Below are 22,503 nucleotides of genomic sequence, written 5' to 3'. Positions count from 1 at the left end.
GGTTGCACTACAGAAGGCACACAGGGCCTGGCAACGCTCGCTGTATGGAATGGCACGCTAACAACGAATAAGGAGCGTCGCTACTGTCAGAACTTACAGGTAGGGCGCAGCTTTTAAGGGGGGTGATAGATGCACTTCCACCGAAAGTGGCAGGTGATCGCTCAGGTGGGTCCAGGGTTTGCTGCCGAGGATTTGTGGGGCACGGCTGGTGGCGTTACGCAGGTAGATGCGGTCCAGGCGCAGCAGGGGGAAGCGGGCCGGATAGGTCCGGGCAGGGCGGCCGTGATGGTGCTCGAAGGCTTCGTGCAGGTATTGACGGCGGGCCAGGGCGGTATTGCCGCGCAACTGCCAGTCGTTGAAATCGCCGGCGATGATCACCGGGGCGTCGTCGGGCAGCGAGTCGAGCAATTGGCAGAGCAGTTTGAGCTGCAATTGGCGATGACTTTCCAAAAGGCTCAGGTGCACGCAGATCCCATGGACCTCGGCGTGGCCGGGGACGTCCAGCACGCAATGCAGCAACCCCCGTCGTTCCGGGCCGGTGATCGAGACGTCGAGGTTGCGGAATTGGCGGATCGGGTATTTGGACAGTAAGGCATTGCCGTGATGGCCGTCGGGGTACACCGCGTTGCGACCGTAGGCGAAGTCGCTCCACATACTGTCGGCGAGAAATTCGTATTGCGACGTCTGCGGCCAGTTGTCGTAGCGCGATGCGTGGCGGTCGTGTACACCCAGCACTTCTTGCAGGAACACCAGGTCGGCGCCGGTACTGCGCACCGCTTCACGCAATTCGGGCAGGATGAAACGACGGTTGAGGGCGGTGAAACCCTTGTGGGTGTTGACCGTCAGAACCCGCAGCCGGTGGACCGCCGCAGGCGAGCCCAATGGCACTGATTCGACGGCCCGCCAGTCGGGATCGTGAGTCACATTTACTCCTGAATCAGACGTACCTGTTCATGCGACTGACGGGAGGCTTGGGCAGTTCCGGTTTTTTCGTGTATCCAGTCAACTTCGTTGCAAGCTGACCCACCGCTATCGCGAGCAAGCCCGCTCCCACAGGGGATTTTGGGGTGTACACAAACTCTCCGGGCACCCCGGAAAATGTGCTGGACGCAGACTCCTGGGCGTTGACCGTCAGTATCGAATCATCACCGATTTCAGTTCGGTGTAGTCGTCGATAAACGCGCTGCCAAACTCCCGGCCTATCCCTGAAGATTTGCTGCCACCAAAGGGCACCGCCGGATCGAGCAGGGTGTGCATGTTCACCCATACGGTGCCGGCTTCGATGGCGGGAACCATGCGCAGGGCCTTGCCCAGGTCGTTGGTCCACAGGCTGGCGCTCAGGCCATAGGGCGTGTCGTTCATCAGCTCCAGCAGTTCCTCTTCGCTGTCGTAGGGGAAGAACGTGGCAATCGGGCCGAAGGTCTCTTCGTTGAGCAGGCTGTCGTCGCGACGGTTGGCGAGGATGATGGTCGGCTCGACGTAGCAACCAGGGCCGTCGATCAGTTTGCCGCCGTGGACGATGGTGTTGTTTTGCGCCCGGGCCTTGTCGAAGAACGCCGCGAGTTTCTGTTGATGCTGACGGTTGGTAACCGGGCCGAACTCGGTGCGCTCGTCCAGGGGCGAGCCGATGTTGAGCTTGCTCAGGCGCTGGGCCAGTTTGTCCACGATCGGTTCAAGTTGCGAGCGATGGACAAAGAAGCGCTCGGCCGCCGCACAGATTTGCCCCGAGTGCAGGAAGCCCGCTTCGATGATGCCGTTGACTGCCACGTCGGGATCCACATCCCGCAGGAACCCCGCCGCATTCTTGCCGCCAAGTTCCAGGGTCGCTCGGGTCAACCCGGCGCCCATGGCGCCTTGGCCGACGGCGATGCCGGTCGCCACGGAACCGGTGAACGAGACCTTGTTGGTGCCCGGATGCTCGATCAAGCCCTGGCCCACCTGGCCGCCACCGGTCACTACATTGAGGACGCCCGCCGGCAGGCCGGCCTCCATGGCCAGTTCGGCGATGCGCAGGATGGTCAGTGGGGTGAACTCACTGGGTTTGATGATGATGCTGCAGCCGGTCACCAACGCCGAGGCGAGTTTCCAGATGGCGATCATGGTGGAAAAATTCCACGGCACGATGCCGACCACTACCCCGACCGGTTCACGCAGGGTGAACGCGGTGTAGCGTTCCCCGGCGAAGGAGGGCAGAGACGGGGTGATCGTCTGGCCGCCGATCTTGGTGGCCCAACCGGCGTAGTAACGCAGGAAGTGGGCGGCCTGGTCGACTTCGAAGGCGCGGGAAATATGAATGATTTTCCCCGACTGGCAGGTTTCGATCTGCGCCAGCTCTTCACGATGCTGTTCCAACAGATCCGCCAGCTTGAGCAGCACCTGGCCGCGAACTGCTGGCGCTGCCTGGGACCACTGCTTGAAGCCGCGCCGGGAAGACGCCACCGCCGCGTCGATATCGCCCGGCGATGCAGTGCCGACCTGGGCAATGACCTGGCCGGTGGCGGGATTGATGACGTCCAGCGTCTGGCCACTTTGGCTTTCGAGGGCGTGGCCATCGATGAACAGTGCGTGGTGTCGACCGAGAAAGGCTTTGACCTGAGGCAGCAGGGCAATATCGCTCATGAGGGGTTCCTGATCGCGAACAAGGGAAAGCCCGAGGTTAATCCCCGGGGCGCAGGGGCGCTTGACTGTGCCTGCCCCACGGTATGTCTGTGGCTGCCAATTGCCTGGGGCTGGCAGGCTGGTGCAAAGGCCGGTGCAGCCAAGTACAAGCCTGCACGTCCGGTTTGCGTTCAGATCAGTGTTTCGACTTGATGGACAAAGGGGCGGGCGATGTTTCTCCAGACCAACAAACAGAAACTGGCATTGATCGAACAAATGCAGCGAACCCTGGCCGGCGCAACGGACGATGCGCCGATGCTGGAGACGTATCCGCAACTGCGCGGTTGTCTGGAGCAGCATGCCCGGCAGATGGCCGCCGCTACCGAGCAGCTTCGCCAGGCCGAAGAACGGCTGACTGAGCAAACCCTTCGGGGGCAGCAAAGTGAGCACGCGCTGGAAGCCGTTCGCCAACAACTGGAACAGGCCCGGGAGCGCGAACAGTTGCTGCAAGCCCGCCTGGATGAGCACAGCCAGCAGTTACAGCAACAGCGCCAGGAAGCGCAGATCTGGGAGCTGTTGCAATCGACCCTGACCGAAGGCTGTTGGGACATCACGGTGGTCAACGGTGATCTTCAGCACCCGGCCAGCGGCATGCGATTTTCCAGCCAGTTTCGCGCGTTGCTGGGCTACGGGGCAAACGAATTGCCTGACGGCTGGGATGCACAAGTCGGCATTACCCACCCGGATGACCTGCCGAAGATCATGGCGATTTTCGATCGGGAAATCCTCGGTTCCCAAGGCAGCGGCGAATACGTGTTCGAATACCGGATGCGCCACAAGACGCGGGATTACATCTGGTGCCGCGAACGTGGTCGTGCGGTCCGGGACGCCCAGGGCTGCCTGGTTCGCGTCATCGGCGCGGTACGCGACATCAGCGATGAACGCTCGGCCCAGTCCACCCATCAGCGCATGCTGGAGCAGAACCAGGTGACCTACGCCCAGATTGCCACGGTGGTGGGGGTGATCAAGGGCATTGCCGACCAGACCAATCTGCTCGCACTGAACGCGGCGATTGAGGCCGCCAGGGCTGGTGAGGTCGGGCGCGGTTTCTCCGTGGTCGCCGACGAGGTGCGCAAGTTGGCTGAAAGCACCCGCCAGGCAACGCATCAGATCCAGACCATGTTGCATCAGCACAAACAATAAACCGGGCGGGAGCCGCCGCTGGGGCAGCTCCCGACACCGTTAGAATGGAACCGCCACCACCAATTGGCTGTAGACGTTGGTGCCATTGCCGCCCACCTGATTGCCGCCGCTGTCCGCATCCTTCTCAGGCTTGTACAAGCCCACCAACGGCGTGACGATCAGGTGCTCGTTCACCGCCCATTCCACATACAGGTCCATTTCGCGCCCATCGAGGTTCAACGCCTCGCGGGTGTGCAGGGTTTTGTAGTCGAAGAACAATGCGCCGATGGTCACCGTTTCCGCTGGTTTGAGCTTGAGCCCGACGTGCTGGATCGCGGTGTTGCTGTTGAATGGCCCGGAGTAGTTGCCGGCCACTTCGCCCTGGAACCAGGTGCCATAGCCACGGTTCTGGCCGTTGAACATCGAGTCCCAGTTTTTCGAATAACGGCTGTAGCGATAGGTCAGGTCGGGCGTCCAGGGCAGGTCGGCGAAGGTGTAGCCGGCTTCGGTGTACCAGGCTTTCTCCGGGCCGGCGTCCTTGTCTTGCCAGGCGTATTCGAAGGCGAAGTGGGCGTTTTCGACGCCGGCGTTCCCGGCGCCACGCAGGCTGTAGATGTTCATGCCTTCGCGTTGCTTCTGGAAGTCGCTGGCGTAGTGGTCGTCGACATCGATGCCATGGATATAGGTCAGCCCCAGGGTGCCAGGCGCGGCGCTGTACTCCAGGGTGCCGGCGGCCATTTCAGTGTTGGCCTGGGCGCGATTGTCGGACTTGATCCACATCAGGCTGCCATGCACGCCTTCCTTGCCACCCAGGCGCAGCACGGCGGTTTTGTCGAAGGCATGACGGGCCGCCAGGTAATAGGCGCCGCCGCGGTTGAGTTCGCCATCGGCCACACCTTTGCCCAGGTTCAGGCCGTCGTCGTTGACGATGAAACCATCGCCGAGGGTGATTACCTGGCGACCATAGGACACGTCGACGCCGTCCTTGCCCAGCACCGGGAACAGATCCCCCGAACGCCAGCCGGCAAAGGCTTCATCGAATTTTGTGGTGCGCTCGGAACCATCGCTCAGGCCAGCCGCATCGCCGTCGCCCCAGGTGCCAGAGCTGACCAGGTTGGCCGTCCCGTAGACACTGCCCAGGCCATTGAGCGTCTGATCGATACTCAAGCCATACTTGATAAAGCCCTCGCGCCAGCTCGAACCGCCGGTGCTGCCGTCGTAGTTCTTGCGGCTGTTGAACATCCCGTAGACCGCCAGGAAGTTGCCGGTAACGGTGGTGTCTTCGTCGGCGTACAGCTCATAAGCGTGGGCCGATGAATCGGCGACCAGCAGGGCGATGCCCAGGCCGATTGCCTTGGATAACAAAGGTGCTTTGCGTGTTTGCTCCATGGTGGTTTCCCCGGTGTGATAGGTCAGCAGAGCGCGCATTAAGGGGAGTAGGGCACGGGGAAGTCTTTCACCTGCCTGCCAGGCAATTGATCCAGCCCGCCAAGGGGGGAGTGCTGGCAGGCAGCAACAAAACCGACGGCAGACATGGGCAAGACGCCCGAGGCGGCGCGGCGCAGAGTAATGCTGCACGCACCGCCGTTTCGATCAGGGACTGGCTGGGGAGGGTTGAACGCCAGCTCCTGGACGGCTGAGGCATCCATACTAAAAATCCGCTTTCGAGGATCTGCACCATGTCGATCAATGACAGGCTCACCGAGCACTTGAACCGGGGTACGGTGGGCTTCCCCACCGCGTTGGCCAGCACCATTGGCCTGATCATGGCAAGCCCGGTGATCCTCACCGCGACCATGGGTTTCGGCATCGGCGGCAGTGCCTTTGCCATGGCGATGCTGATCGCCCTGGTGATGATGATGGCCCAGGCCACCACCTTCGCCGAGGCCGCGTCGATCCTGCCCACTACCGGTTCGGTCTATGACTACATCAACTGTGGCATGGGACGCTTCTTTGCGATCACTGGCACGCTGTCGGCTTATTTGATTGTCCATGTGTTCGCCGGCACCGCTGAGACCATCCTGGCCGGGGTCATGGCCCTGGTGAATTTCGAGCACCTCAACACCCTGGCCGAATCGGCGGGTGGTTCATGGTTGCTGGGCGTGGGGTTTGTCGTGGTGTTTGGCGTACTCAATGGGTTCGGCGTGAGCGCCTTTGGCCGGGCTGAGATCATCCTCACGTTTGGCATGTGGACGACCCTGATGGTGTTCGGTGTGTTGGGCCTGATCGCCGCACCGGCGGTGGAGCTGGAGGGCTGGTTCGGCGCTTCCGTAGTCGGCACCGACCTGGTCACGGTGCTGTCATTGGTGGGCATGGCGATGTTCATGTTTGTCGGCTGCGAATTCGTCACGCCACTGGCGCCGGACCTGCGCCGTTCGGCCAGAACCATGCCCCGGGCCATGATGCTGGGGTTATTCAGCGTCGCCACCTGCATGTTCATTTACGGCGCGGCGATGAAGCGTCAGGTGGAAAACGTGCTGTTGGATGCCACCAGCGGCGTGCATTTGCTGGATACGCCCATGGCGATTCCGCGTTTTGCCGAGCAGGTCATGGGCGACATAGGCCCGATGTGGCTGGGGATCGGCTTCCTGTTTGCCGGGGCGGCGACTATCAATACCCTGATGGCCGGGGTGCCACGGATTCTCTACGGCATGGCGGTAGATGGTGCGTTGCCGAAAGTCTTCACCTATCTGCACCCACGCTTCAAGACGCCGCTATTGTGCATCCTGGTGGCGATGCTGATTCCTTGTTTGCATGCACTGTGGCTTGGCGGCAACACCGACAACATCATGCACCTGGTGCTGGCTGCCGTGTGTGCCTGGAGTTTCGCCTACCTGCTGGTGACCGTGTCAGTGGTCAGTTTGCGCATTCGCCGCCCGGACCTGCCGCGTGCCTATCGCTCGCCGTTTTTCCCGTTGCCGCAAATCCTGTCCAGTGTCGGCATCGTCATTGGCATGTGGTTCATTACCCCGCCTGGCATGAACCCGGCGGACATTTACATTCCGTTCGCAGTGATGCTCGGTGGCACCGCGGTGTACGCCTTGTTCTGGACCCTGGTGGTGCAGAAGGTCAATCCATTCAAGCCAGCGTCGGTGGAAGACGTGCTGGCCAAGGAGTTTTCCCATGAGCCAGGGCAATCTGCCGGTGAGTTTGATGACCGTGCTGCAAAAACTGTCTGAGCTGTTCAGTGCCCAGCGTGCCCCGGCCGGCTACCGACCGGGGGTGACCCTGGCGCTGTTGCGGCGCAACCTCGGACTGGCACGATTCGAGATGTCGGGGCCGGCGACGGCGACTGTCGCCACCGACGATGGCCGCCTGCAGTTGGAGATTGTCGAGCGCACCGAGTCGCAGCTGTTGATGCATCTGGTGATGACTGAGTTCGTACTGCGCGTGCCTGCGTCGAGAGAGGGCGCGGCACGCTTGGAGTTGCACCACAGCGGGGCGGTTCGACGCCGTGGCATAGGCTATCGGCAGCGTGGCGGCGACGGGGAGTTGTCGGACCGATTGAAGGCGGCGATAGAAAGCGATTCAGCGCTGTATCAAGCCCTCATGCCCCTGGACTTCAAACGCCTGCGCATTGACCTGCAAGGGCGCCAATGGTGCGTACGGTTGGAGCACATGGGCGGCAGTGAAGTGGTGAACCGCATGCCGGCCTTTCGTCGTTACATTCCTCTGGGCCGCGAGCAGCGTACTGCCTTGCTGGCGGCCTTGAGCGGTTTGCAGCGGGTATTGGGAACCCTCTGATTTTTGGCGTTGTCCTGGCATCAATCCTGCTACTGCTCTGGCGATCAGGTACTTGTTGCGCGCATATAGATAACATGTTAACTATTGCCGGACAAAAACAATAAGCCACTGCGGAGAACGCCATGAGCATGCAACAGGCTGGGCAAGACGGGCTGGAGACGTGGAACCGGGATCTGCGCGCGACTTGCGGTCATTTCGATACGGAACTGGCTTTTAATCGCGCGCTGTTTATCGGCCAGGTGTCCAATTTCTCCCGGGGCGGCCTTGCCCTCGCCAACCTGCGCACCAACGCCGGCGCCATCAAGCGCCACTCACCCAATCCAGATCATGACGACGACCAGGATTGCTTTCTGGTCAGCCAGCGCAGCGGCTTTTCCCGGATTACCCAGAACGGCCTGAGCATTCAACTGGCGCCCGGCGAACTGTTATTGATGGATTCGGTGGGCGCTCTTGAAATCAGTCCGTTCGGCCTGATTGAACACGTCGTGCTGTCCCTGTCTCGCCAGGACGTGTCCCGGCAACTGGGCGGAGAAGCCAAGACCTTTGGCAAGATTTCCTCAAGCAAGGCCTGCGGGCGGATGCTGCATGTGTTGATGGATCAGCTATGCAAGGACACCCCGGACGGCGAGGGGGTGGCAGGAGAGGGGGAGGCGTTGCAAAGTGCGTTCGTTTCGCTGTTGGGGTCGGCCCTGGATCAGGACACCGACGCCCGTGACGAGGGGGCCGCGTTGCAAGGTAGCCAACTGCGCAGCTATGTGCAGAAAGTCATTGATGAATCCCTGACTCAACCCGGCCTGAGCCCGGTGGGCCTGGCCAATCGCCTGAACATTTCGGTGCGGCATTTGTACCGTTTGTTCGAAGAGCAGGATGACAGCGTCTGCCGCTACATCCAGCGCGCTCGACTCAAACGCAGCGCCGACGACCTGAGCAACCCGTTCTTGCGGGACGAATCCATTACCTCGATCGCCTACAAGTGGGGCTTCACCGATTCGGCCCACTTCAGCCGTTCGTTCAAAAAGCAGTTCGAGCGCTCGCCCAAGGATTTCCGCTCCAGCCATCTGCAGCAGGCATAGGGCGCTGCTTGAGGCTGGGTGGCCTCGAATCCATGGTGTGCTGAAGCAAAAAAAGCCCCGCCTCCAAATGGGAGGCGGGGCAAAAATTTGGTTGGTTGCGGCCAACCAAAGGAGCTCGGTGGAGAAAGGGGATTAGTTGCTGGCGACGGTTTCCGGTTTCCAGCCGCCGCCCAGAGCTTTGTAGATTGCGACGATGCCGCGATACAGCTCCACTTCGGCCTGGGCCTGGGTGTCTTCGGCGGCCAGGCGTTCCCGTTGGGCATCGAGCAACACGAGGAAATCCACGGTGCCTTCGCGGTAGCGAATCTCGGCCAGGTCAGCGGCGGCGCGGCTCGATTCACTCTGACGGATCAGCGAGATCAGGCGTTGTTGGCGCTTGCCGTAATCACTGAAGGCATTTTCCGATTCTTCCAAGGCCAACAGCACTTGCTGTTCGTAGCTCGCCAGGGCGCCATCGGCCTCGGCGTCAGCCCCGCGCAGGCGAGCCCGCACGCTGCCCAGGTCAAAAGCCGCCCAGGTAATGCTCGGGCCCAGTGCCCAGGCGTTGGCCGCCGAGGAACCGATCTGCGAACCGCGCCCGGCGGTAAAGCCCAGGAAACCGCTGAGGCTGACCCGTGGGAACAGGTCGGCCTTGGCCACGCCGATGCGTGCCGTGGCGGCGGCCAGTTGGCGTTCGGCGCTGAGGATATCCGGGCGGCGTTGCAGCAGTTCGCCCGGGTCGCCGATGGGCAGGGCCTTGGCGATGGCTGGCAACTGTTGCGGGCTCAGGTCCACACTCAGTTTGTCCGGGCGCTCGCCCAGCAACGTGGCGATGCGATTGCGTTGACGCACCTGTTCGGCCTGCAGTTGCGGCACGCTGGCTTCTACCGAGGCCAGGCGCGCATCGGCGCGGACCACGTCGAGCTGATCACCGACGCCGGCGTCACGCAGGCTTTCGGTGATCTTGCGCGAGTCCTGCTGGTTCTTGAGGTTCGCCAGGGCGATTTTTTCCCGCAGTTGGGCGCCGCGCAATTGACCATAGGCGTCCACCAGTTCGGCGATCATCGTCACCTGCAACTGATAGAGGTCGGCTTCGATCGCCTGTTGGTCAGCATCGGTGGCTTCCAGGTTGCGCCGGATGCGCCCGAACAGATCCAGCTCCCAGGCCATGTCCAGGCCCAGGTCGTAACGCTCGGAATTGACCCGGTCGTCAGTTTGCCCCATTGGATTCTGGCCTTTGCCCAGTTCGCTGCTGGCACGGCTGGTGATGGTCGGCATGACGTCATTGCTGGCGTCATCGCGAATGGCCCGGGCTGCCCGCAAACGGGCGAAGGCCACGCGCAACTCGCGGTTGCCGTCCAGGGAGCGGGTCACCAGTGCGTTGAGGGTCGGGTCTTCAAATTGCTGCCACCAGATGCCTTCGAAACGGGCCCGGTCGAAATTCTTCTGGCCGGCGGCGCCGTCGGTGGCGGTGGTGATAGTCGCCGCCTCCGTCTGCGGTGCCTTGTAGTCCGGGCCTACAGCGCAGGCACTCAGTGCCAGAACCAGCAAGCTCGGCATGAACACTTTCAAACTCATTGTTGCGCCTCCAGTTTCAAAGCCCGGGCCGCCTTGCGGGCCTCGCTGCGCTCGACGAAGTTGCGAATCAGTACATAGAACACTGGCGTGAGCAGCAGGCCGAAGAAGGTCACCCCGAGCATCCCGGAGAACACCGCCACACCCATGGCATGGCGCATTTCGGCACCAGCACCGCTGGAGAACACCAGGGGCACCACGCCCATGATGAAGGCGAAGGAGGTCATCAGGATCGGCCGCAGACGCAGCCGGCACGCTTCCAGCACCGCGGCCAGCGGATTCATGCCCTCAAGCTGTTTATCCTTGGCGAACTCGACGATCAGAATCGCGTTCTTACAGGCAAGCCCCACCAGTACGATCAAGCCGATCTGGGTAAAGATGTTGTTGTCACCGCCGGACAGAATCACCCCGGTAATGGCCGACAACAGGGTCATCGGTACGATCAGGATCACCGCCAGCGGCAGGCTCCAGCTTTCGTACTGAGCTGCAAGCACCAGGAACGCCAGCAGGACGCAGAGCGGGAACACGAACAGCGCGGTGTTGCCCGAGAGGATCTGCTGGTACGTCAGGTCGGTCCACTCGTAGGTCATGCCGTTGGGCAGTTCGTCCTTGAGCAGTTTCTCGATGGCTTTTTCAGCCTGGCCGGAGCTGTAGCCAGGGGCGGCGGCACCGTTGATTTCAGCGGTGATGAAGCCGTTGTAGTGCATCACACGGTCCGGCCCCGAGGTGTTGCTGACCTTGATGAAGGTCGCCAGCGGGATCATCTCGCCACGGTTGTTACGCACCTTGAGTTGGCCGATCTGGTCCGACTCGAGGCGGAACTGTTGCTCGGCCTGGACGTTGACCTGATAGGTGCGGCCGAAGCGGTTGAAGTCGTTGGCATACAGCGAACCCAGGTAGATCTGCAGGGTGTCGAAGATGTCGCTGACGGCCACGCCGTGGGTCTTGGCTTTTTCACGGTCGATGGCGGCATCGACCTGAGGCACGTTCACGGTGTAGCTGGTGAACAACCCGGCCAGTTCCGGCACGCTGCGGCTCTTGGTGATGATGTTCATGGTTTCTTTGTACAGCTCGTCGTAGCCCAGGTTGCCCCGGTCTTCGATTTGCAGGCGGAAACCACCAATGGTGCCCAGGCCCTGTACCGGCGGCGGTGGGAAGATCGCCATGTAGGCTTCCTGGATCTCCGAGTACTGGCCGTTCAAGGCTCCGGCGATGGCACCGGCCGACATGCTCGGGTCCTTGCGCTCGTCGAAGGGCTTGAGGGTCACGAACACGATGCCGGCGTTCGGGCTGTTGGTGAAGCCGTTGATCGACAGGCCAGGGAAGGCCACCGCGCTCTGTACGCCCGGTTGTTTGAGAGCCAGGTCGGACATGCGCTTGATCACGTCTTCGGTGCGGTCCAGGCTCGCCGCATCCGGCAGTTGTGCGAAGGCCACCAGGTACTGCTTGTCCTGGCCGGGCACGAAACCGGTCGGCGTGTTGGAGAAGCCGAAGAAGGTCAACACCATCAGCCCGGCGTAGAGCAGCAGGGCGATGCCGCTGCTGCGGATCACGCGGCCAACGGTGCCTACATAACCGTGGCTGGCGCGGTCGAAGAAGCGGTTGAACGGACGGAACAGCCAGCCACCGAAAATCTTGTCCAGGAACTTGGAGAAGCGATCCTTGGGCGCGTCGTGGCTCTTGAGCAATACCGCGGCCAGGGCGGGGGACAGCGTGAGGGAGTTGATCGCCGAGATCACCGTGGAGATGGCAATGGTCAGGGCGAACTGCTTATAGAACTGCCCGGTCAAGCCACTGATGAACGCCGCCGGAATAAAGACCGCGCACAGCACCAGCGCCGTGGCGATGATCGGGCCGGTCACTTCGCCCATGGCGCGCTTGGTCGCCTCCACGGGGGTGAGTCCCAGGCCGATGTTCCGTTCGACGTTCTCTACCACCACGATGGCGTCGTCCACCACGATACCGATGGCCAACACCAGGCCGAACAGCGAGAGGGCGTTTAGGGAGAAGCCGAACAGGTGCATCACGGCAAACGTACCGATCAGCGATACCGGCACGGCCACCAGCGGAATGATCGAGGCGCGCCAGGTCTGCAGGAACAGGATCACCACCAGCACCACGAGAATCAGCGCTTCGAACAGGGTGTGGACCACCGCTTCGATGGAGCCACGGACGAAGATCGTCGGGTCATAGACGATGCTGTAGTCCATCCCCGCCGGGAAGCCTTTCTTCAGTTCGTCCATCTTGGCGCGAACGTCGTTGGAGATCTGGATAGCGTTGGAGCCCGGACGCTGGAAGATCGGGATTGCCACCGCTGGCTGGTTGTCCAGCAGTGAGCGCAGGGCATATTGGCTGGAACCCAGCTCGACCCGGGCAATGTCCTTCAGACGAGTGATCTCACCGTTGGCACCGGAACGAATGATGATGTTCTCGAACTCTTCCTCATTCACCAGGCGACCCTGGGTGTTGATCGAGAGCTGGAAGGCCTGGGCATTTGGCGCGGGCGGCGCACCCAGGGCGCCAGCGGCGACCTGACGGTTCTGTTCACGGATCGCGGTGACCACGTCGGTGGCAGTCAGGTTGCGCGAAGCGGTCTTGTTCGGATCCAGCCAGACCCGCAGGGAATAGTCGCCCATGCCAAACAGCTGGACATCCCCCACGCCGCCCAGGCGCGCCAGCTCATCCTTGATGTTGAGCAGGGCGTAGTTGGACAGGTAGAGCATGTCGTAGCGTTGATCCGGCGAGGTCAAGTGCACGACCATGGTCAGGTCGGGCGACGCCTTGTCCACCGTGATGCCGATCCGGGTCACTTCTTCCGGCAGCTTGGGCTCGGTCCGGGTGACGCGGTTCTGCACCTGCACCTGAGCGTTGTCCAGGTCGGTGCCCAGGGCGAAGGTGATGGTCAGGGTGATCTTGCCGTCAGCGGTAGACTGCGAGGACATGTACAGCATGTTCTCGACACCCGTGATGGCTTGTTCCAGGGGCGCGGCCACGGTTTCGCCGATGACCTTGGGGTTGGCGCCCGGGAAGTTGGCGCGCACGACCACCGTCGGTGGCACGACTTCCGGGTATTCGCTGATCGGCAACTGGAACAGCGAAATGGCGCCGGCGATCAGGATCAGCAGCGAAAGTACCGCTGCGAAGATCGGCCGCGAAATGAAGAACTGGGAAAATTTCATCTTGGATTCAGTCCCTTAACCGCGTGGGGTCGCAGCGGCCAGCTTGCCTGCCGATCCAGACGCGGCCTTGGACGGCGCGACTTGGGGCAGGTTGCTGGCTTCGAGCGCTTTACGTTGTTGTGCCAGGGCGGCAATGGTTTCGTCGCTGGCCATCGGCACGGTTTCAGGCGTGACCGGCGACCCCGGGCGAGCCCGCTGCAGGCCCTTGACGATGATGGTGTCGTCTTTGCTCAGGCCGTTACGCACGATGCGCAGGCCTTCGATTTTCGGCCCCAGTTCGACAGCGCGGTAGGCCGGCTTGTTGTCGGCATCCATCACCAACACGAATTTTTTGCCCAGGTCGGTGCCTACGGCTTCGTCGTTGATCAGCACGGCGGAATAAGTGCCACTGCCCACCAGCTTCAGGCGGGCATACAGGCCAGGGGTGTAGGCGCCGTCCTTGTTGTCGAATACGGCGCGACCACGGATGGTGCCGGTTTGCGGGTTGACCTGGTTGTCGATGAAGTTCATCTGGCCCTGGTGCGGGTTGCCGTCTTCGTTGGACAGGCCCATGTAGACCGGCGTGGCCTGGCCGCGCTGGCCCTGGCGGGCGAGTTGGGTGTACTTGAGGAAGACGCGCTCGTCGGCGTCAAAGTAGGCGTAGACCTTGTCGGTGGAGACCACGCTGGTCAGCGGCGTGACATCGGCGGTCACCAGGTTACCGGCGGTGATGTCTGCCCGGCTGACGCGACCACTGATGGGCGAGGTGACGCGGGTGAAGCTCAGGTTCAGCTTGGCCAGGTCCAGTTGTGCCTGGATGGCCGCAGCGGCGGCGCGGGCTTCCTGGGCGGCGCTGGTGCGCGAGTCGGCCAGCTCGGCGGAAATGGCATTGCTCAAGCGCAGGCGTTCGCCACGTTGGGCTTCGTTCTCGCTACGGGTGGCGGTAGCACGGGACTGGGCCAGTTGGGCTTCGAGACGACGTACTTCAGCCTGGAACGGGCGTGGGTCGATCTGGAACAACAGGTCGCCTTTCTTGACCAGCGCGCCCTCAGTGAAGGCGACTTCGTCGATCTGCCCGGAAACCCGTGGGCGGATCTCGACGGTTTCCGGTGCCTCGAGGCGCCCGGTGAATTCATCCCATTCGTTGACCGGTTGCTCCAGCACCTTGGCCACGCTGACTTTGGCCGGCGGCATCGACGCTGCCGTGTCGGGAGTCTTGCCGCAGGCGCTCATCACCAGCACTGCCAGCAGTGCGAGGGGAAAGCGCAGTTTTGAAAGTGAATGTTCCATGGATAGCATCCGCCAATGTATTGAGAATGGGCGGATGATGCGTGGCCGAAGGCAGGGGAACGAATCGAATGAAACAAAGGTAACTATCATTCGGAATGATATAAGCCATCGACGAGCCCTCTAGGCTGGGGCTTTCGTTAGTCAGCTATCAATCTAATTAATGCTCGTTTGCTGGCGAGAATCCTCTCTGGAGGAGCCTATTCCGGCAAATAGAGATCATGGATACGCTTGACTGAACCGTCTTTGTGAAGCGCTTCAACCGCTTCGCGCAAATCCTCCACCATTTTGGGCGAGCAGTGCTTCGAGCAGGCCAGGTAGAGATCGGCATGGCTGCCGACTGTACTCATGAGCAGTTTACGTTTGGACACGTTCGGCCAAATGTAGCGACTCTCCGGGACGCCGTTGAACCAGGCATCGATACGTCCCATCAAAAGCATCTGGGCGGGGTTATCGCCAATGGCCAGCGGATAGATCTGCTCATCGCTGAATCCTTCGCTGCGCAGGATCTGCTCCTGGGCACTGCCCAGGCCGACGCCAATCTTGCGGTAGGTTTCTTTTGCTTGCGCGAAACTGTTCACTTTCCGGTCGAGGCTGAAAAAGGCTCGCTCCATGGGCATGATCGAGGCGATCCAGGTGAAGCGGTCTTCACGTTCCGGTATGCGCGACAGGGGAGTGATCAAATGGTCATGTTCCTCGCTCACGTGTTTCTGCGACCTGGCCCAGGGGAGCACATGGATTTTCATCGTGTATCCGGCTTTGGCCATGGCTGCCACGGCGACATCGCCCACGACTCCGTAGCCCCTGGGGTCGTTGACAAAGGTTAGCGGGGGAGCGTCCAGGATGTGCAATTCAATCACTAGGGGTTCACCGCACGCGTTATAGACAACCAGCAGCGGTAACAACAGACAAAGCCTGCGAAGCGCCTTGGTGTGTACATTCAAAACGCGGGGGATCGGGCTCATGATCGATACTTCAGGCATTGAAAGTGGTGCGCCATTCTACGTGTGCTTGGCGTCGGGAAACATCGTCCAGCAGGCCAATGTGTTATGCGATGCAGCGAACCGAAAGCGGGTTTGCCACAGTCTTTTTATCGGGGCACGTCAACGTTGTCGTCTTGGCCTTATTGCGTGTTCCTAAGGTATAGATCATCCAATTGACAAAAACCTTGAGCCTTGAAAATTGATGCCGGCTGGATAGATAGCGTGACCATTGCATCCATGAAAACTGAGCCCCTGTGGTCCAGGCGTTGCAAGGACCTGGGTTTACGCAGCGTGTGACCTCAATTGACCTGTAATTAGTTGTGCGATACAACTATGTGACTGTTCCATTTGAGGCATTTCCCTTGATCCATTCCCAACAAGCGTTGATTGAGAAAATCCGTTCGGCTTCGCGCCTCATGGTGCGAGAGCTGGGCTTCTTGCACGCCACGCTGGCGGCAACGGGGTATCCGGCGTCATCCGTGCACGCAATCATTGAGATCGGGAATCGCCAGGCGCTGACGGCGGTGGAGCTTGTTGAGCTGCTCGGCCTGGAAAAATCCAGCGTGAGCCGGATGGTTCGCAAGCTGGTGGAGGCCGGTGAAATTGAAGAAATTGCCCATGAGGAGGATGCGCGCTCCAAGAAGCTGCAGCTCTCGACTCAAGGCAAACGGACCCTGCAATCCATTGATTCGTTTGCTACGAAACAGGTGGCGGCAGCCATGGCTCATTTGACCCGCGAGCAATGGCAAACAGCGAGTGAGGGCATTGCCAACTATGCCGCAGCCCTGCAAGCCCATCGACTCGATACACAACCGCCGGCCACTGTCGAGCTGGGTATCGCACGAGGTTATCGGCCTGGCGTAATTGCCCGCGTCGTGCAAATGCATGCTGACTACTACGCAAGATATTTCAGTTTTGGCCAGCCCTTCGAGAGCCTGGTTGCCGCGGATATGGCTAACCTGATGGGGCGTTTGCACAACCCACGCAATGAGGTCTGGGTGGCATTGGATGATCAGCGAATGGTTGGATCGATCGCTATTGATGGTGAAGGAGAAGGCGGTGAGGCGGTTCTGCGCTTCTTTATTCTGGATGACTCTGCACGAGGCAAGGGCGCGGGCAAACGCTTGCTGGCTGAGGCAATGAAGTTCTGTGACGAATGGGGTTTTTGTGCAACGAGGCTCTGGACGTTCCAGGGCCTTGATGCCGCGCGTAAATTGTATGAAGACTTTGGTTTCAGGCTGGAGCGGGAGCAAGAGGGGCAGCAATGGGGAGAGTGGGTCACGGAGCAGTGCTTTGTGCGGCCCGGTCCAGCCGTTGCGAAAACTTGAACCGAAATCCTCGCATCGGGGAAGGCCCTGACCTTATGAATAATTCGTTTTTTTGCCCGGGCCGTGATCCCTGGAAGCGCTTCTGCTAATGTACGATTTGTGACTTTGTTGTAAAAGAGTCACAAGTTGTCAACCGTCTCCAGGATGCGTAAGCTGCCCCCATGAACCAGCCATCCCCATCTTCGCCCAGCACCCGCGGCCCGGCCGATCACGACATCCGAGATCAGATCGTCGCGGCGGCCAATGAGCACTTCAGTCAATACGGTTACGGTAAGACCACGGTGTCCGACCTGGCCAAGGCCATCGGGTTTTCCAAGGCATACATCTACAAGTTCTTCGACTCCAAGCAGGCGATCGGCGAGGCCATCTGTACCCGGTGCCTGGCGGAAATCGTTGCGGCGGTGGAGCTGGCCATCAGCGAAGAGGGGCTCTCGCCGACGGAGCGTTTTCGACGCCTGGTCAAAACCCTGGTGACTACCGGCGTGAACCTGTTCTTCAATGACCGCAAGCTCTATGACATTGCCGCGTTCTCGGCGTCGGAGCGCTGGCCCAGCTCGCAAGTCTATAACGCACGAATCAAGAGCTTCGTGTTGCAAATCGTGCGAGAAGGACGAGAACTCGGTGAGTTCGAACGCAAGACGCCGCTGGACGAGACAGTAGATGCGATCCACTTGGCGCTACGGCCTTTCGTCAATCCGTTGCTGTTGCAGTACAGCCTCGACGTCATCGAAGAGGCCCCCACGCTCACCTCCAATCTCATTTTGCGTAGCCTCATGCCTTGATCGTCGGCTGACGGTTTGCAAACGACACATTCCTCCTCGTTTTCAACGCTCGGTCATGGCGGGTTGATATAGGGTATTCATTTACTTCGATTGTGACTATTGACACAAATAGTCACATGAATAAGTATGGTGCATCTGCCCTTGGCCCAGGGAGCGTCGACATGACGAGCTTCGCCCAGTTGCTGCAGCAATTCGATCCGGATGCGCCGTTTGTGTCTCCGCCCAACTGGCGGCAGGGCCGTACGATTTTTGGAGGACTGTCCGCAGCGTTGTCACTGCAAGCGGTTTTGCTTGAGCGTCCGACGGGTTTTCCGCCGTTCAAGTCCGCCCAGGTGTCGTTCATAGGTCCGGTCACGCAGACCCAGACATTCGATGTCAGCGTGTTGCGTCAAGGCCGGTCAGTCACCTCGGTATCGGTCGACTGCCTGTCGGGTGATGACCTGGCGTTGCGCACGACCCTGCTGTTCGCTCAGCCACGGGCGAGCCGTATTACCCATGATGCTTGGGGGCGTCCGCTGGTAGACGGACCCTCCCGGTACGCCACATTGGAGTTGGACAGCCGGGTCGCACCAGCCTGTGCCTACAACTTTGAGATGCGTCCTGCGGGTGGTTCGCTCCCGGTATCCGGCGCTGATAATCCAGAATTACTGATGTGGGTGCGCCATCTGGATGCGCGGGGTGTAGACCCGGCAGTCGCCCTGATTGCCCTGGCTGACAGTTTGCCGCCGGCCGCCATGACCTGCTTCACCGAGCCCGCCGCCATCAGTTCTGCGTCCTGGACGATCGATCTGCCGCAGCCGGCCGTCGGTGGAGAGTGGTTCCTGATCAACTCCTTTAGCCAGCAGGCCCTGGAAGGTTACTCACTGCAGGATATGGAGATCTGGGACGAGAGCGGTCGGCGAGTGCTTTGGGCTCGCCAGACCGTGGCGATTTTTACGTAACACAACCCAACCGCTCCATTACCTCAGCTACTGCTCCTTAGAGTTCTCATAATGAAAAAAATATTGCTCAAGACCCCGCTGGGTCTCTCCGTCGTGCTCGCAAGTTCTCATGTGTTTGCCAGCGGCTTCGCGCTCAATGAACAAAGCGTCAGTGGGATGGGCTCAGGCTTTGCCGGCCGTTCTTCCTCCGCTGAAGATGCGAGCACGGTCTTCGGTAATCCGGCGGGGATGTCTCGCTTGAAGAAGGAACAGGTCAGCCTGGGGGCGGCGACGCTTTTCACCAACTCCGAAATAAGCCGGACCCGCAGTACCTTCGGCGGCCAGGAAGACGGTGACATGGTGCCAACAACCACGGTGCCGATGGGTTACTACGTCAAACCCGTGGATGAACACTGGGCGTTCGGCGTTGGTTTTTATGTGCCGTTCGGCTTGATTACCGATTACGGCAGTGATTTCGCCGGGCGTTATTACGCTAATAAAAGCGAGGTCAAGACACTCACGTTCCAGCCCACTATCAGCTATGCCTTCAACGACACGGTGTCGATCGGGTTTGGACCTACGATCAACCGCATCAGCGGTGAGATATCCGCGATGGTGCCCAATGCATTCAGTCCGGGTAGCAATGATGGAAAACTCAAAAGCACCGGCGACGACACGGCCCTGGGTTTCAACGCGGGGATCCTGGTGCAGGCGACAGACCGAACCCGCCTGGGGGTGACCTACCATTCCAAGGTCAGTTACCGCTTGGATGCCAAGACCAAGGTGAGCGGCGGAACCTTCAGCTTGTTAGGGGTAAGCGGGCGCAGCTATGACGCTTCGCTGGATGTGGATACTCCGGAATCGGTCGACTTCTCGGTGACTCACCAGCTCAACAATGACTGGACTCTGTACCTGGGCAGTACCTGGACACGCTGGAGTCGCTTCAAGGAGCTGACCATCGAGAACTCCGGGCTGCCGCCTTTGTTGAGCGGCCAGTTGGGTACCATCAGCGAAGAGCAGAACTGGCACGACACGTGGGCTCACGCTATCGGTACGGCGTATCGATTGAACAATCAGTGGGTGCTGCGTGCAGGTTTTTCGATTGACCAATCGCCTGCCAACAACACCAACCGCGGGCCACGTATTCCTACCGGCGACCGGCAGGTGATCAGCTTCGGCGCGGGCTGGACTCCGGTGGACAATGTCACCGTGGATGTCGCTTATTCCTATCTGTGGGAAGAAAGCGTGCAGGTCAACGATGCCTCGGCCACCCGGGGTGCCTACAGCTCCAAGTACAAAAACAGTGCGAGCGGTTTCGGGACTTCGGTCAGCTATCGCTTTTGATTGAGTGCTGCTCTAAAAGCCGGGAGCGCATGCTGCCCCGGCCTTTGGTTGGCGTGTGCAAGGCCGCTTCATTACCTGCTCAGGCACCCATGATGCGCGCCATAAGACCCTGGTGAAACCGGCGAGGCGTGGCCCAGGTCAGGACGGTCATAGCCTTGTTGCCAAAGCCGGGTACGACACTTATGCGTCCGGCTTGCAGTGCACGGATTCCTGCCGCTACAACGGGTTGTGGCTGCATCATCACCATTTTCAAGGCTGGCGTAATCGTTTGCCTGGCGCTTTGCGCAAACCCGGTATCCGACATCCCCGGACAAAGTGCCGTCACGATGACGCCGTCGCTTTTGAGTTCACGATGCAACGCATCAGAGAAGCGCAGCACGTAAGCTTTAGCGGCAGAGTAAACGGCAAAATTCTTCACGCCTTGAAAAGACAGCAGGCTGGCGACCATCAGGATATGTCCACGTTTGCGGGCTCGCATGTCTGCCGCGAAGACGTGAGTCAGGGCCGTCAGACTGGCGATATCCAAATCAATCATGGCTAGGGACTGGTCCAGGGGCTGATCCAGGAAAGGCCCCTGCAAGCCATGTCCCGCATTGTTAATGAGCACATCGATCACGACATTGCGCTCGCGCAGCCGCTGGTGCAACTCGATGACCGCCGGGATCGAGGAAAGGTCTACTTGCTCGACTATGACATCAACACTGAAACGTTCGCGCAATTGCGCCGATAGCGTTTCGAGCTTATCCAGCCTGCGTGCTACCAGAACGAGAGATTTCCCTTGTGCTGCGTATTGCCGGGCAAACTCCTCGCCAAATCCGCTTGAGGCGCCTGTGATGAGCACCCAGGAGTTATCGTTCGGTTTCATGTCGTTGGTCTCGGGTTGTTGAGTTGAAAGAAAGGGGTATCAGTCATCTGGCTGCCACTGGCTGGGCGTCAGGCGGCTGCCAGCCACCCCCGAGCGCCCGAAATGCCGCGACCGCCGCACGGGCCGACTCCGTTCGTGCTTGGGCCCGGGCATCGGAGGCCTGCAGCAGTGTCTGGTCGGCATTCAGAACATCGATCAGGCTGGCCGTGCCTTTCTGATAGGCGATGAATGATGATTGTCGAGCCTGGGTCAGTGACGCTTCGCCCTGGGTGAGGGTGGTGGTCTGGGTTTCTCGATTGACCAGTGCCGAGAAGGCGTTCTCAACGTCTTCGGTGGCGCGCAGCACGGACTGGCGGTAAGCGGCGAGGGCTTCGGCTTCCTGTCCTTTGGCTTGATCAATCTGGGCGTTGATGCGGCCAAAGTCGAAGAGTCTCCAGCGCAGGCCCAGTGCGCCCGTCGCCTGGCTGGCGTCGCCAGTGAACAGGTTTCCGGCGGATACCGCCGTGGCACTGCCGAGCAACGCGCTGAGGGAAAATTTTGGGTAGTACTCGGCGATTGCTTCGCCGATGCGGGCGTTGGAGGCCGCGAGGCGGCGCTCAGCGACGATGAGATCCGGTCTGCGGCGCAGCAGATCGGCCGGCGTGCCCATGGCGGTTATCTGCGGTGCCGCAGGGATACTTTCCATCGTTGCCAGTTGCCGGCGATGGGTGCCCGGCGGTGTGCCGAGCATGACATCCAGCGCGTTCATGGCGGAATCCAGGCCGGTTTGCAGCACCGGTACCGTCGCCTGGACTTGAGACAGGGCGCCTTCAGTCTGGTGAACCTGATAGTTGGCGGCGAGGCCCTTGCTATAGAGCAATTGGACTTTCTCCAGCAGGTCTTGCTGGGTTTTGACTTGTCGGTTGGTAATGTCCAGCCGAGCCTGCAGCCCGCGCAGGGTGATGTAGATATCGGCGGTCTGCGCGGCGACGGCCAGGCGTGTGGCGGCGACGCCCGCTTCAGAGGCTTGGTATTCAGCCAGTGCGGCCTCGCGTCCGCGTCGCAGGCCACCAAAAACGTCTATCTCCCAACCGGCGTTGAGGTTGAGTTCATAGGCGCTGCCATACCGATCATAGCCGGGCGTCGAGTTCAGCACTTGGCCGAGTGGCGTCTCCACAGACTGGCGGGCGCGCGCGGCTTGACCGTTGATGTTACCCGAAGGCAGTAACGCGGCATTGGCGGCCCCCAGGCCTGCCCGTGCTTGCGCGACTCGCGCAGCCGCCTGAGCCAGGTCCAGGTTCTGTTCGAGCGCCTTGGCGACGAATTCGGTCAACACTGGATCATCAAAACCTTCCCACCAGGCTACAAGACTGGCACGTGTTGCGCCGGACCTCTGTTCGACAGAAGACTGACCCAGGAAGCGGTTCGAAAGCGCAGCGTCCGGACGATGGTAGTCCGGACCGACCGCGCAACCGGCCATCAAGCTGGCGCTCACCAAAAGAGCAAGGGGGCGGAGATGCGGCATTGGGATTCCTGGAAGGGCGGCTGATTTGTGACCATATTATATTATGGTCACTTTCTGTCAATTGATGCTCTTGCTGAGCGATCCAGAGTTAACTGGAAGCATAGGGGAGGGGATCTAAAAGGTGGATGTCGGGCGATATGTGACCATTGACAGTATTGGTCACGAGACTGAGAATATGGCT

The 22,503-nt window shown here is 60.5% G+C and carries 17 protein-coding genes; 8 read left to right on the top strand and 9 right to left on the bottom strand.

Annotation, left to right across the window (positions count from 1 at the left end; all coding sequences use genetic code 11):
- Positions 1-93: 93 nt before the first annotated feature.
- Complete coding sequence (locus ACWNZ1_RS09320; RefSeq protein WP_135845631.1) at positions 94-924, bottom strand: endonuclease/exonuclease/phosphatase family protein; 831 nt, start codon at positions 922-924, stop codon at positions 94-96.
- A 207-nt stretch (positions 925-1,131) separates the two neighbouring features.
- On the bottom strand, positions 1,132-2,619 hold the full coding sequence (locus ACWNZ1_RS09315) for an aldehyde dehydrogenase family protein (RefSeq protein WP_256452954.1): 1,488 nt from the start codon (positions 2,617-2,619) through the stop codon (positions 1,132-1,134).
- A 210-nt stretch (positions 2,620-2,829) separates the two neighbouring features.
- Here ACWNZ1_RS09315 and ACWNZ1_RS09310 point away from each other — a divergent pair, with 210 nt between their 5' ends.
- Positions 2,830-3,801 (top strand): methyl-accepting chemotaxis protein, encoded by a 972-nt coding sequence (locus tag ACWNZ1_RS09310; protein ID WP_280944034.1) that lies wholly within the window; start codon positions 2,830-2,832, stop codon positions 3,799-3,801.
- A 39-nt stretch (positions 3,802-3,840) separates the two neighbouring features.
- Here ACWNZ1_RS09310 and ACWNZ1_RS09305 read toward each other — a convergent pair whose 3' ends face one another.
- The gene (locus ACWNZ1_RS09305; RefSeq protein WP_456027580.1) at positions 3,841-5,169 is read right to left on the bottom strand and encodes a hypothetical protein; all 1,329 of its coding nucleotides are present in this window, start codon (positions 5,167-5,169) and stop codon (positions 3,841-3,843) included.
- A 290-nt stretch (positions 5,170-5,459) separates the two neighbouring features.
- Between ACWNZ1_RS09305 and ACWNZ1_RS09300 the strand changes: the two genes are divergently transcribed.
- From ACWNZ1_RS09300 to feaR, 3 genes are all read left to right on the top strand, one after another.
- On the top strand, positions 5,460-6,959 hold the full coding sequence (locus ACWNZ1_RS09300; RefSeq protein ID WP_135845627.1) for an APC family permease: 1,500 nt from the start codon (positions 5,460-5,462) through the stop codon (positions 6,957-6,959).
- Positions 6,904-7,524 (top strand): DUF3156 family protein, encoded by a 621-nt coding sequence (locus ACWNZ1_RS09295; RefSeq protein ID WP_265072078.1) that lies wholly within the window; start codon positions 6,904-6,906, stop codon positions 7,522-7,524. The genes ACWNZ1_RS09300 and ACWNZ1_RS09295 overlap by 56 nt, the downstream gene beginning before the upstream one ends.
- Before the next feature lie 122 nt (positions 7,525-7,646).
- Positions 7,647-8,597 carry a transcriptional regulator FeaR gene (gene feaR, locus ACWNZ1_RS09290; RefSeq protein ID WP_135845625.1) on the top strand — a complete coding sequence of 317 codons (951 nt, stop codon included), beginning with the start codon at positions 7,647-7,649 and terminating at the stop codon, positions 8,595-8,597.
- A 132-nt stretch (positions 8,598-8,729) separates the two neighbouring features.
- On the opposite strand, the gene ACWNZ1_RS09285 is transcribed toward feaR, so the two are convergent.
- The 4 genes from ACWNZ1_RS09285 to ACWNZ1_RS09270 form a co-directional block, all read right to left on the bottom strand.
- Entirely contained in the window at positions 8,730-10,154 is a 1,425-nt protein-coding gene (locus tag ACWNZ1_RS09285) for an efflux transporter outer membrane subunit (protein WP_135845624.1), read from the bottom strand.
- Complete coding sequence (locus ACWNZ1_RS09280) at positions 10,151-13,330, bottom strand: efflux RND transporter permease subunit (RefSeq protein ID WP_256452949.1); 3,180 nt, start codon at positions 13,328-13,330, stop codon at positions 10,151-10,153. Before ACWNZ1_RS09280 ends, ACWNZ1_RS09285 begins: the two co-directional genes overlap by 4 nt.
- Positions 13,331-13,345: 15 nt before the next feature.
- Complete coding sequence (gene mexE / locus ACWNZ1_RS09275) at positions 13,346-14,599, bottom strand: multidrug efflux RND transporter periplasmic adaptor subunit MexE (RefSeq protein ID WP_135845622.1); 1,254 nt, start codon at positions 14,597-14,599, stop codon at positions 13,346-13,348.
- A 197-nt stretch (positions 14,600-14,796) separates the two neighbouring features.
- Positions 14,797-15,561 carry a substrate-binding periplasmic protein gene (locus ACWNZ1_RS09270; RefSeq protein WP_135848007.1) on the bottom strand — a complete coding sequence of 255 codons (765 nt, stop codon included), beginning with the start codon at positions 15,559-15,561 and terminating at the stop codon, positions 14,797-14,799.
- Between the two features lie 434 nt (positions 15,562-15,995).
- Here ACWNZ1_RS09270 and ACWNZ1_RS09265 point away from each other — a divergent pair, with 434 nt between their 5' ends.
- From ACWNZ1_RS09265 to ACWNZ1_RS09250, 4 genes are all read left to right on the top strand, one after another.
- On the top strand, positions 15,996-16,907 hold the full coding sequence (locus tag ACWNZ1_RS09265; RefSeq protein WP_135848006.1) for a bifunctional helix-turn-helix transcriptional regulator/GNAT family N-acetyltransferase: 912 nt from the start codon (positions 15,996-15,998) through the stop codon (positions 16,905-16,907).
- Positions 16,908-17,068: 161 nt separating this feature from the next.
- Positions 17,069-17,689, top strand: coding sequence for a TetR/AcrR family transcriptional regulator (locus ACWNZ1_RS09260; RefSeq protein WP_135845621.1), 621 nt, complete (start codon positions 17,069-17,071; stop codon positions 17,687-17,689).
- A 161-nt stretch (positions 17,690-17,850) separates the two neighbouring features.
- On the top strand, positions 17,851-18,630 hold the full coding sequence (locus ACWNZ1_RS09255) for a thioesterase family protein (protein ID WP_256452948.1): 780 nt from the start codon (positions 17,851-17,853) through the stop codon (positions 18,628-18,630).
- Positions 18,631-18,681: 51 nt separating this feature from the next.
- Positions 18,682-19,953, top strand: a complete 1,272-nt coding sequence (locus ACWNZ1_RS09250; RefSeq protein WP_256452947.1) for an OmpP1/FadL family transporter — start codon at positions 18,682-18,684, stop codon at positions 19,951-19,953.
- Between the two features lie 79 nt (positions 19,954-20,032).
- Here the strand turns inward: ACWNZ1_RS09250 and ACWNZ1_RS09245 are convergent, their stop codons facing one another.
- Both ACWNZ1_RS09245 and ACWNZ1_RS09240 read right to left on the bottom strand, forming a co-directional pair.
- Complete coding sequence (locus ACWNZ1_RS09245) at positions 20,033-20,818, bottom strand: SDR family NAD(P)-dependent oxidoreductase (protein WP_135845618.1); 786 nt, start codon at positions 20,816-20,818, stop codon at positions 20,033-20,035.
- Positions 20,819-20,861: 43 nt separating this feature from the next.
- Positions 20,862-22,322, bottom strand: a complete 1,461-nt coding sequence (locus ACWNZ1_RS09240; RefSeq protein WP_280944031.1) for an efflux transporter outer membrane subunit — start codon at positions 22,320-22,322, stop codon at positions 20,862-20,864.
- Between the last annotated feature and the right edge of the window lie 181 nt (positions 22,323-22,503).

The organism is Pseudomonas sp. CFBP 5748 (assembly GCF_053850495.1).
The sequence above is the reverse complement of the archived record's forward strand: the minus strand, read 5'-3'. Positions and strand labels throughout refer to the sequence as shown.

Excerpts from the sequence above, each read along its gene's own strand:
- ACWNZ1_RS09315 (WP_256452954.1), bottom strand. The coding sequence starts at position 2,619 with ATGAGCGATATTGCCCTGCTGCCTCAGGTCAAAGCCTTTCTCGGTCGA.
- ACWNZ1_RS09310 (WP_280944034.1), top strand. The coding sequence starts at position 2,830 with ATGTTTCTCCAGACCAACAAACAGAAACTGGCATTGATCGAACAAATG.
- ACWNZ1_RS09305 (WP_456027580.1), bottom strand. The coding sequence starts at position 5,169 with ATGGAGCAAACACGCAAAGCACCTTTGTTATCCAAGGCAATCGGCCTG.
- ACWNZ1_RS09300 (WP_135845627.1), top strand. The coding sequence starts at position 5,460 with ATGTCGATCAATGACAGGCTCACCGAGCACTTGAACCGGGGTACGGTG.
- ACWNZ1_RS09295 (WP_265072078.1), top strand. The coding sequence starts at position 6,904 with ATGAGCCAGGGCAATCTGCCGGTGAGTTTGATGACCGTGCTGCAAAAA.
- feaR (WP_135845625.1), top strand. The coding sequence starts at position 7,647 with ATGAGCATGCAACAGGCTGGGCAAGACGGGCTGGAGACGTGGAACCGG.
- ACWNZ1_RS09285 (WP_135845624.1), bottom strand. The coding sequence starts at position 10,154 with ATGAGTTTGAAAGTGTTCATGCCGAGCTTGCTGGTTCTGGCACTGAGT.
- ACWNZ1_RS09280 (WP_256452949.1), bottom strand. The coding sequence starts at position 13,330 with ATGAAATTTTCCCAGTTCTTCATTTCGCGGCCGATCTTCGCAGCGGTA.
- mexE (WP_135845622.1), bottom strand. The coding sequence starts at position 14,599 with ATGGAACATTCACTTTCAAAACTGCGCTTTCCCCTCGCACTGCTGGCA.
- ACWNZ1_RS09270 (WP_135848007.1), bottom strand. The coding sequence starts at position 15,561 with ATGAGCCCGATCCCCCGCGTTTTGAATGTACACACCAAGGCGCTTCGC.
- ACWNZ1_RS09265 (WP_135848006.1), top strand. The coding sequence starts at position 15,996 with ATGGTGCGAGAGCTGGGCTTCTTGCACGCCACGCTGGCGGCAACGGGG.
- ACWNZ1_RS09260 (WP_135845621.1), top strand. The coding sequence starts at position 17,069 with ATGAACCAGCCATCCCCATCTTCGCCCAGCACCCGCGGCCCGGCCGAT.
- ACWNZ1_RS09255 (WP_256452948.1), top strand. The coding sequence starts at position 17,851 with ATGACGAGCTTCGCCCAGTTGCTGCAGCAATTCGATCCGGATGCGCCG.
- ACWNZ1_RS09250 (WP_256452947.1), top strand. The coding sequence starts at position 18,682 with ATGAAAAAAATATTGCTCAAGACCCCGCTGGGTCTCTCCGTCGTGCTC.
- ACWNZ1_RS09245 (WP_135845618.1), bottom strand. The coding sequence starts at position 20,818 with ATGAAACCGAACGATAACTCCTGGGTGCTCATCACAGGCGCCTCAAGC.
- ACWNZ1_RS09240 (WP_280944031.1), bottom strand. The coding sequence starts at position 22,322 with ATGCCGCATCTCCGCCCCCTTGCTCTTTTGGTGAGCGCCAGCTTGATG.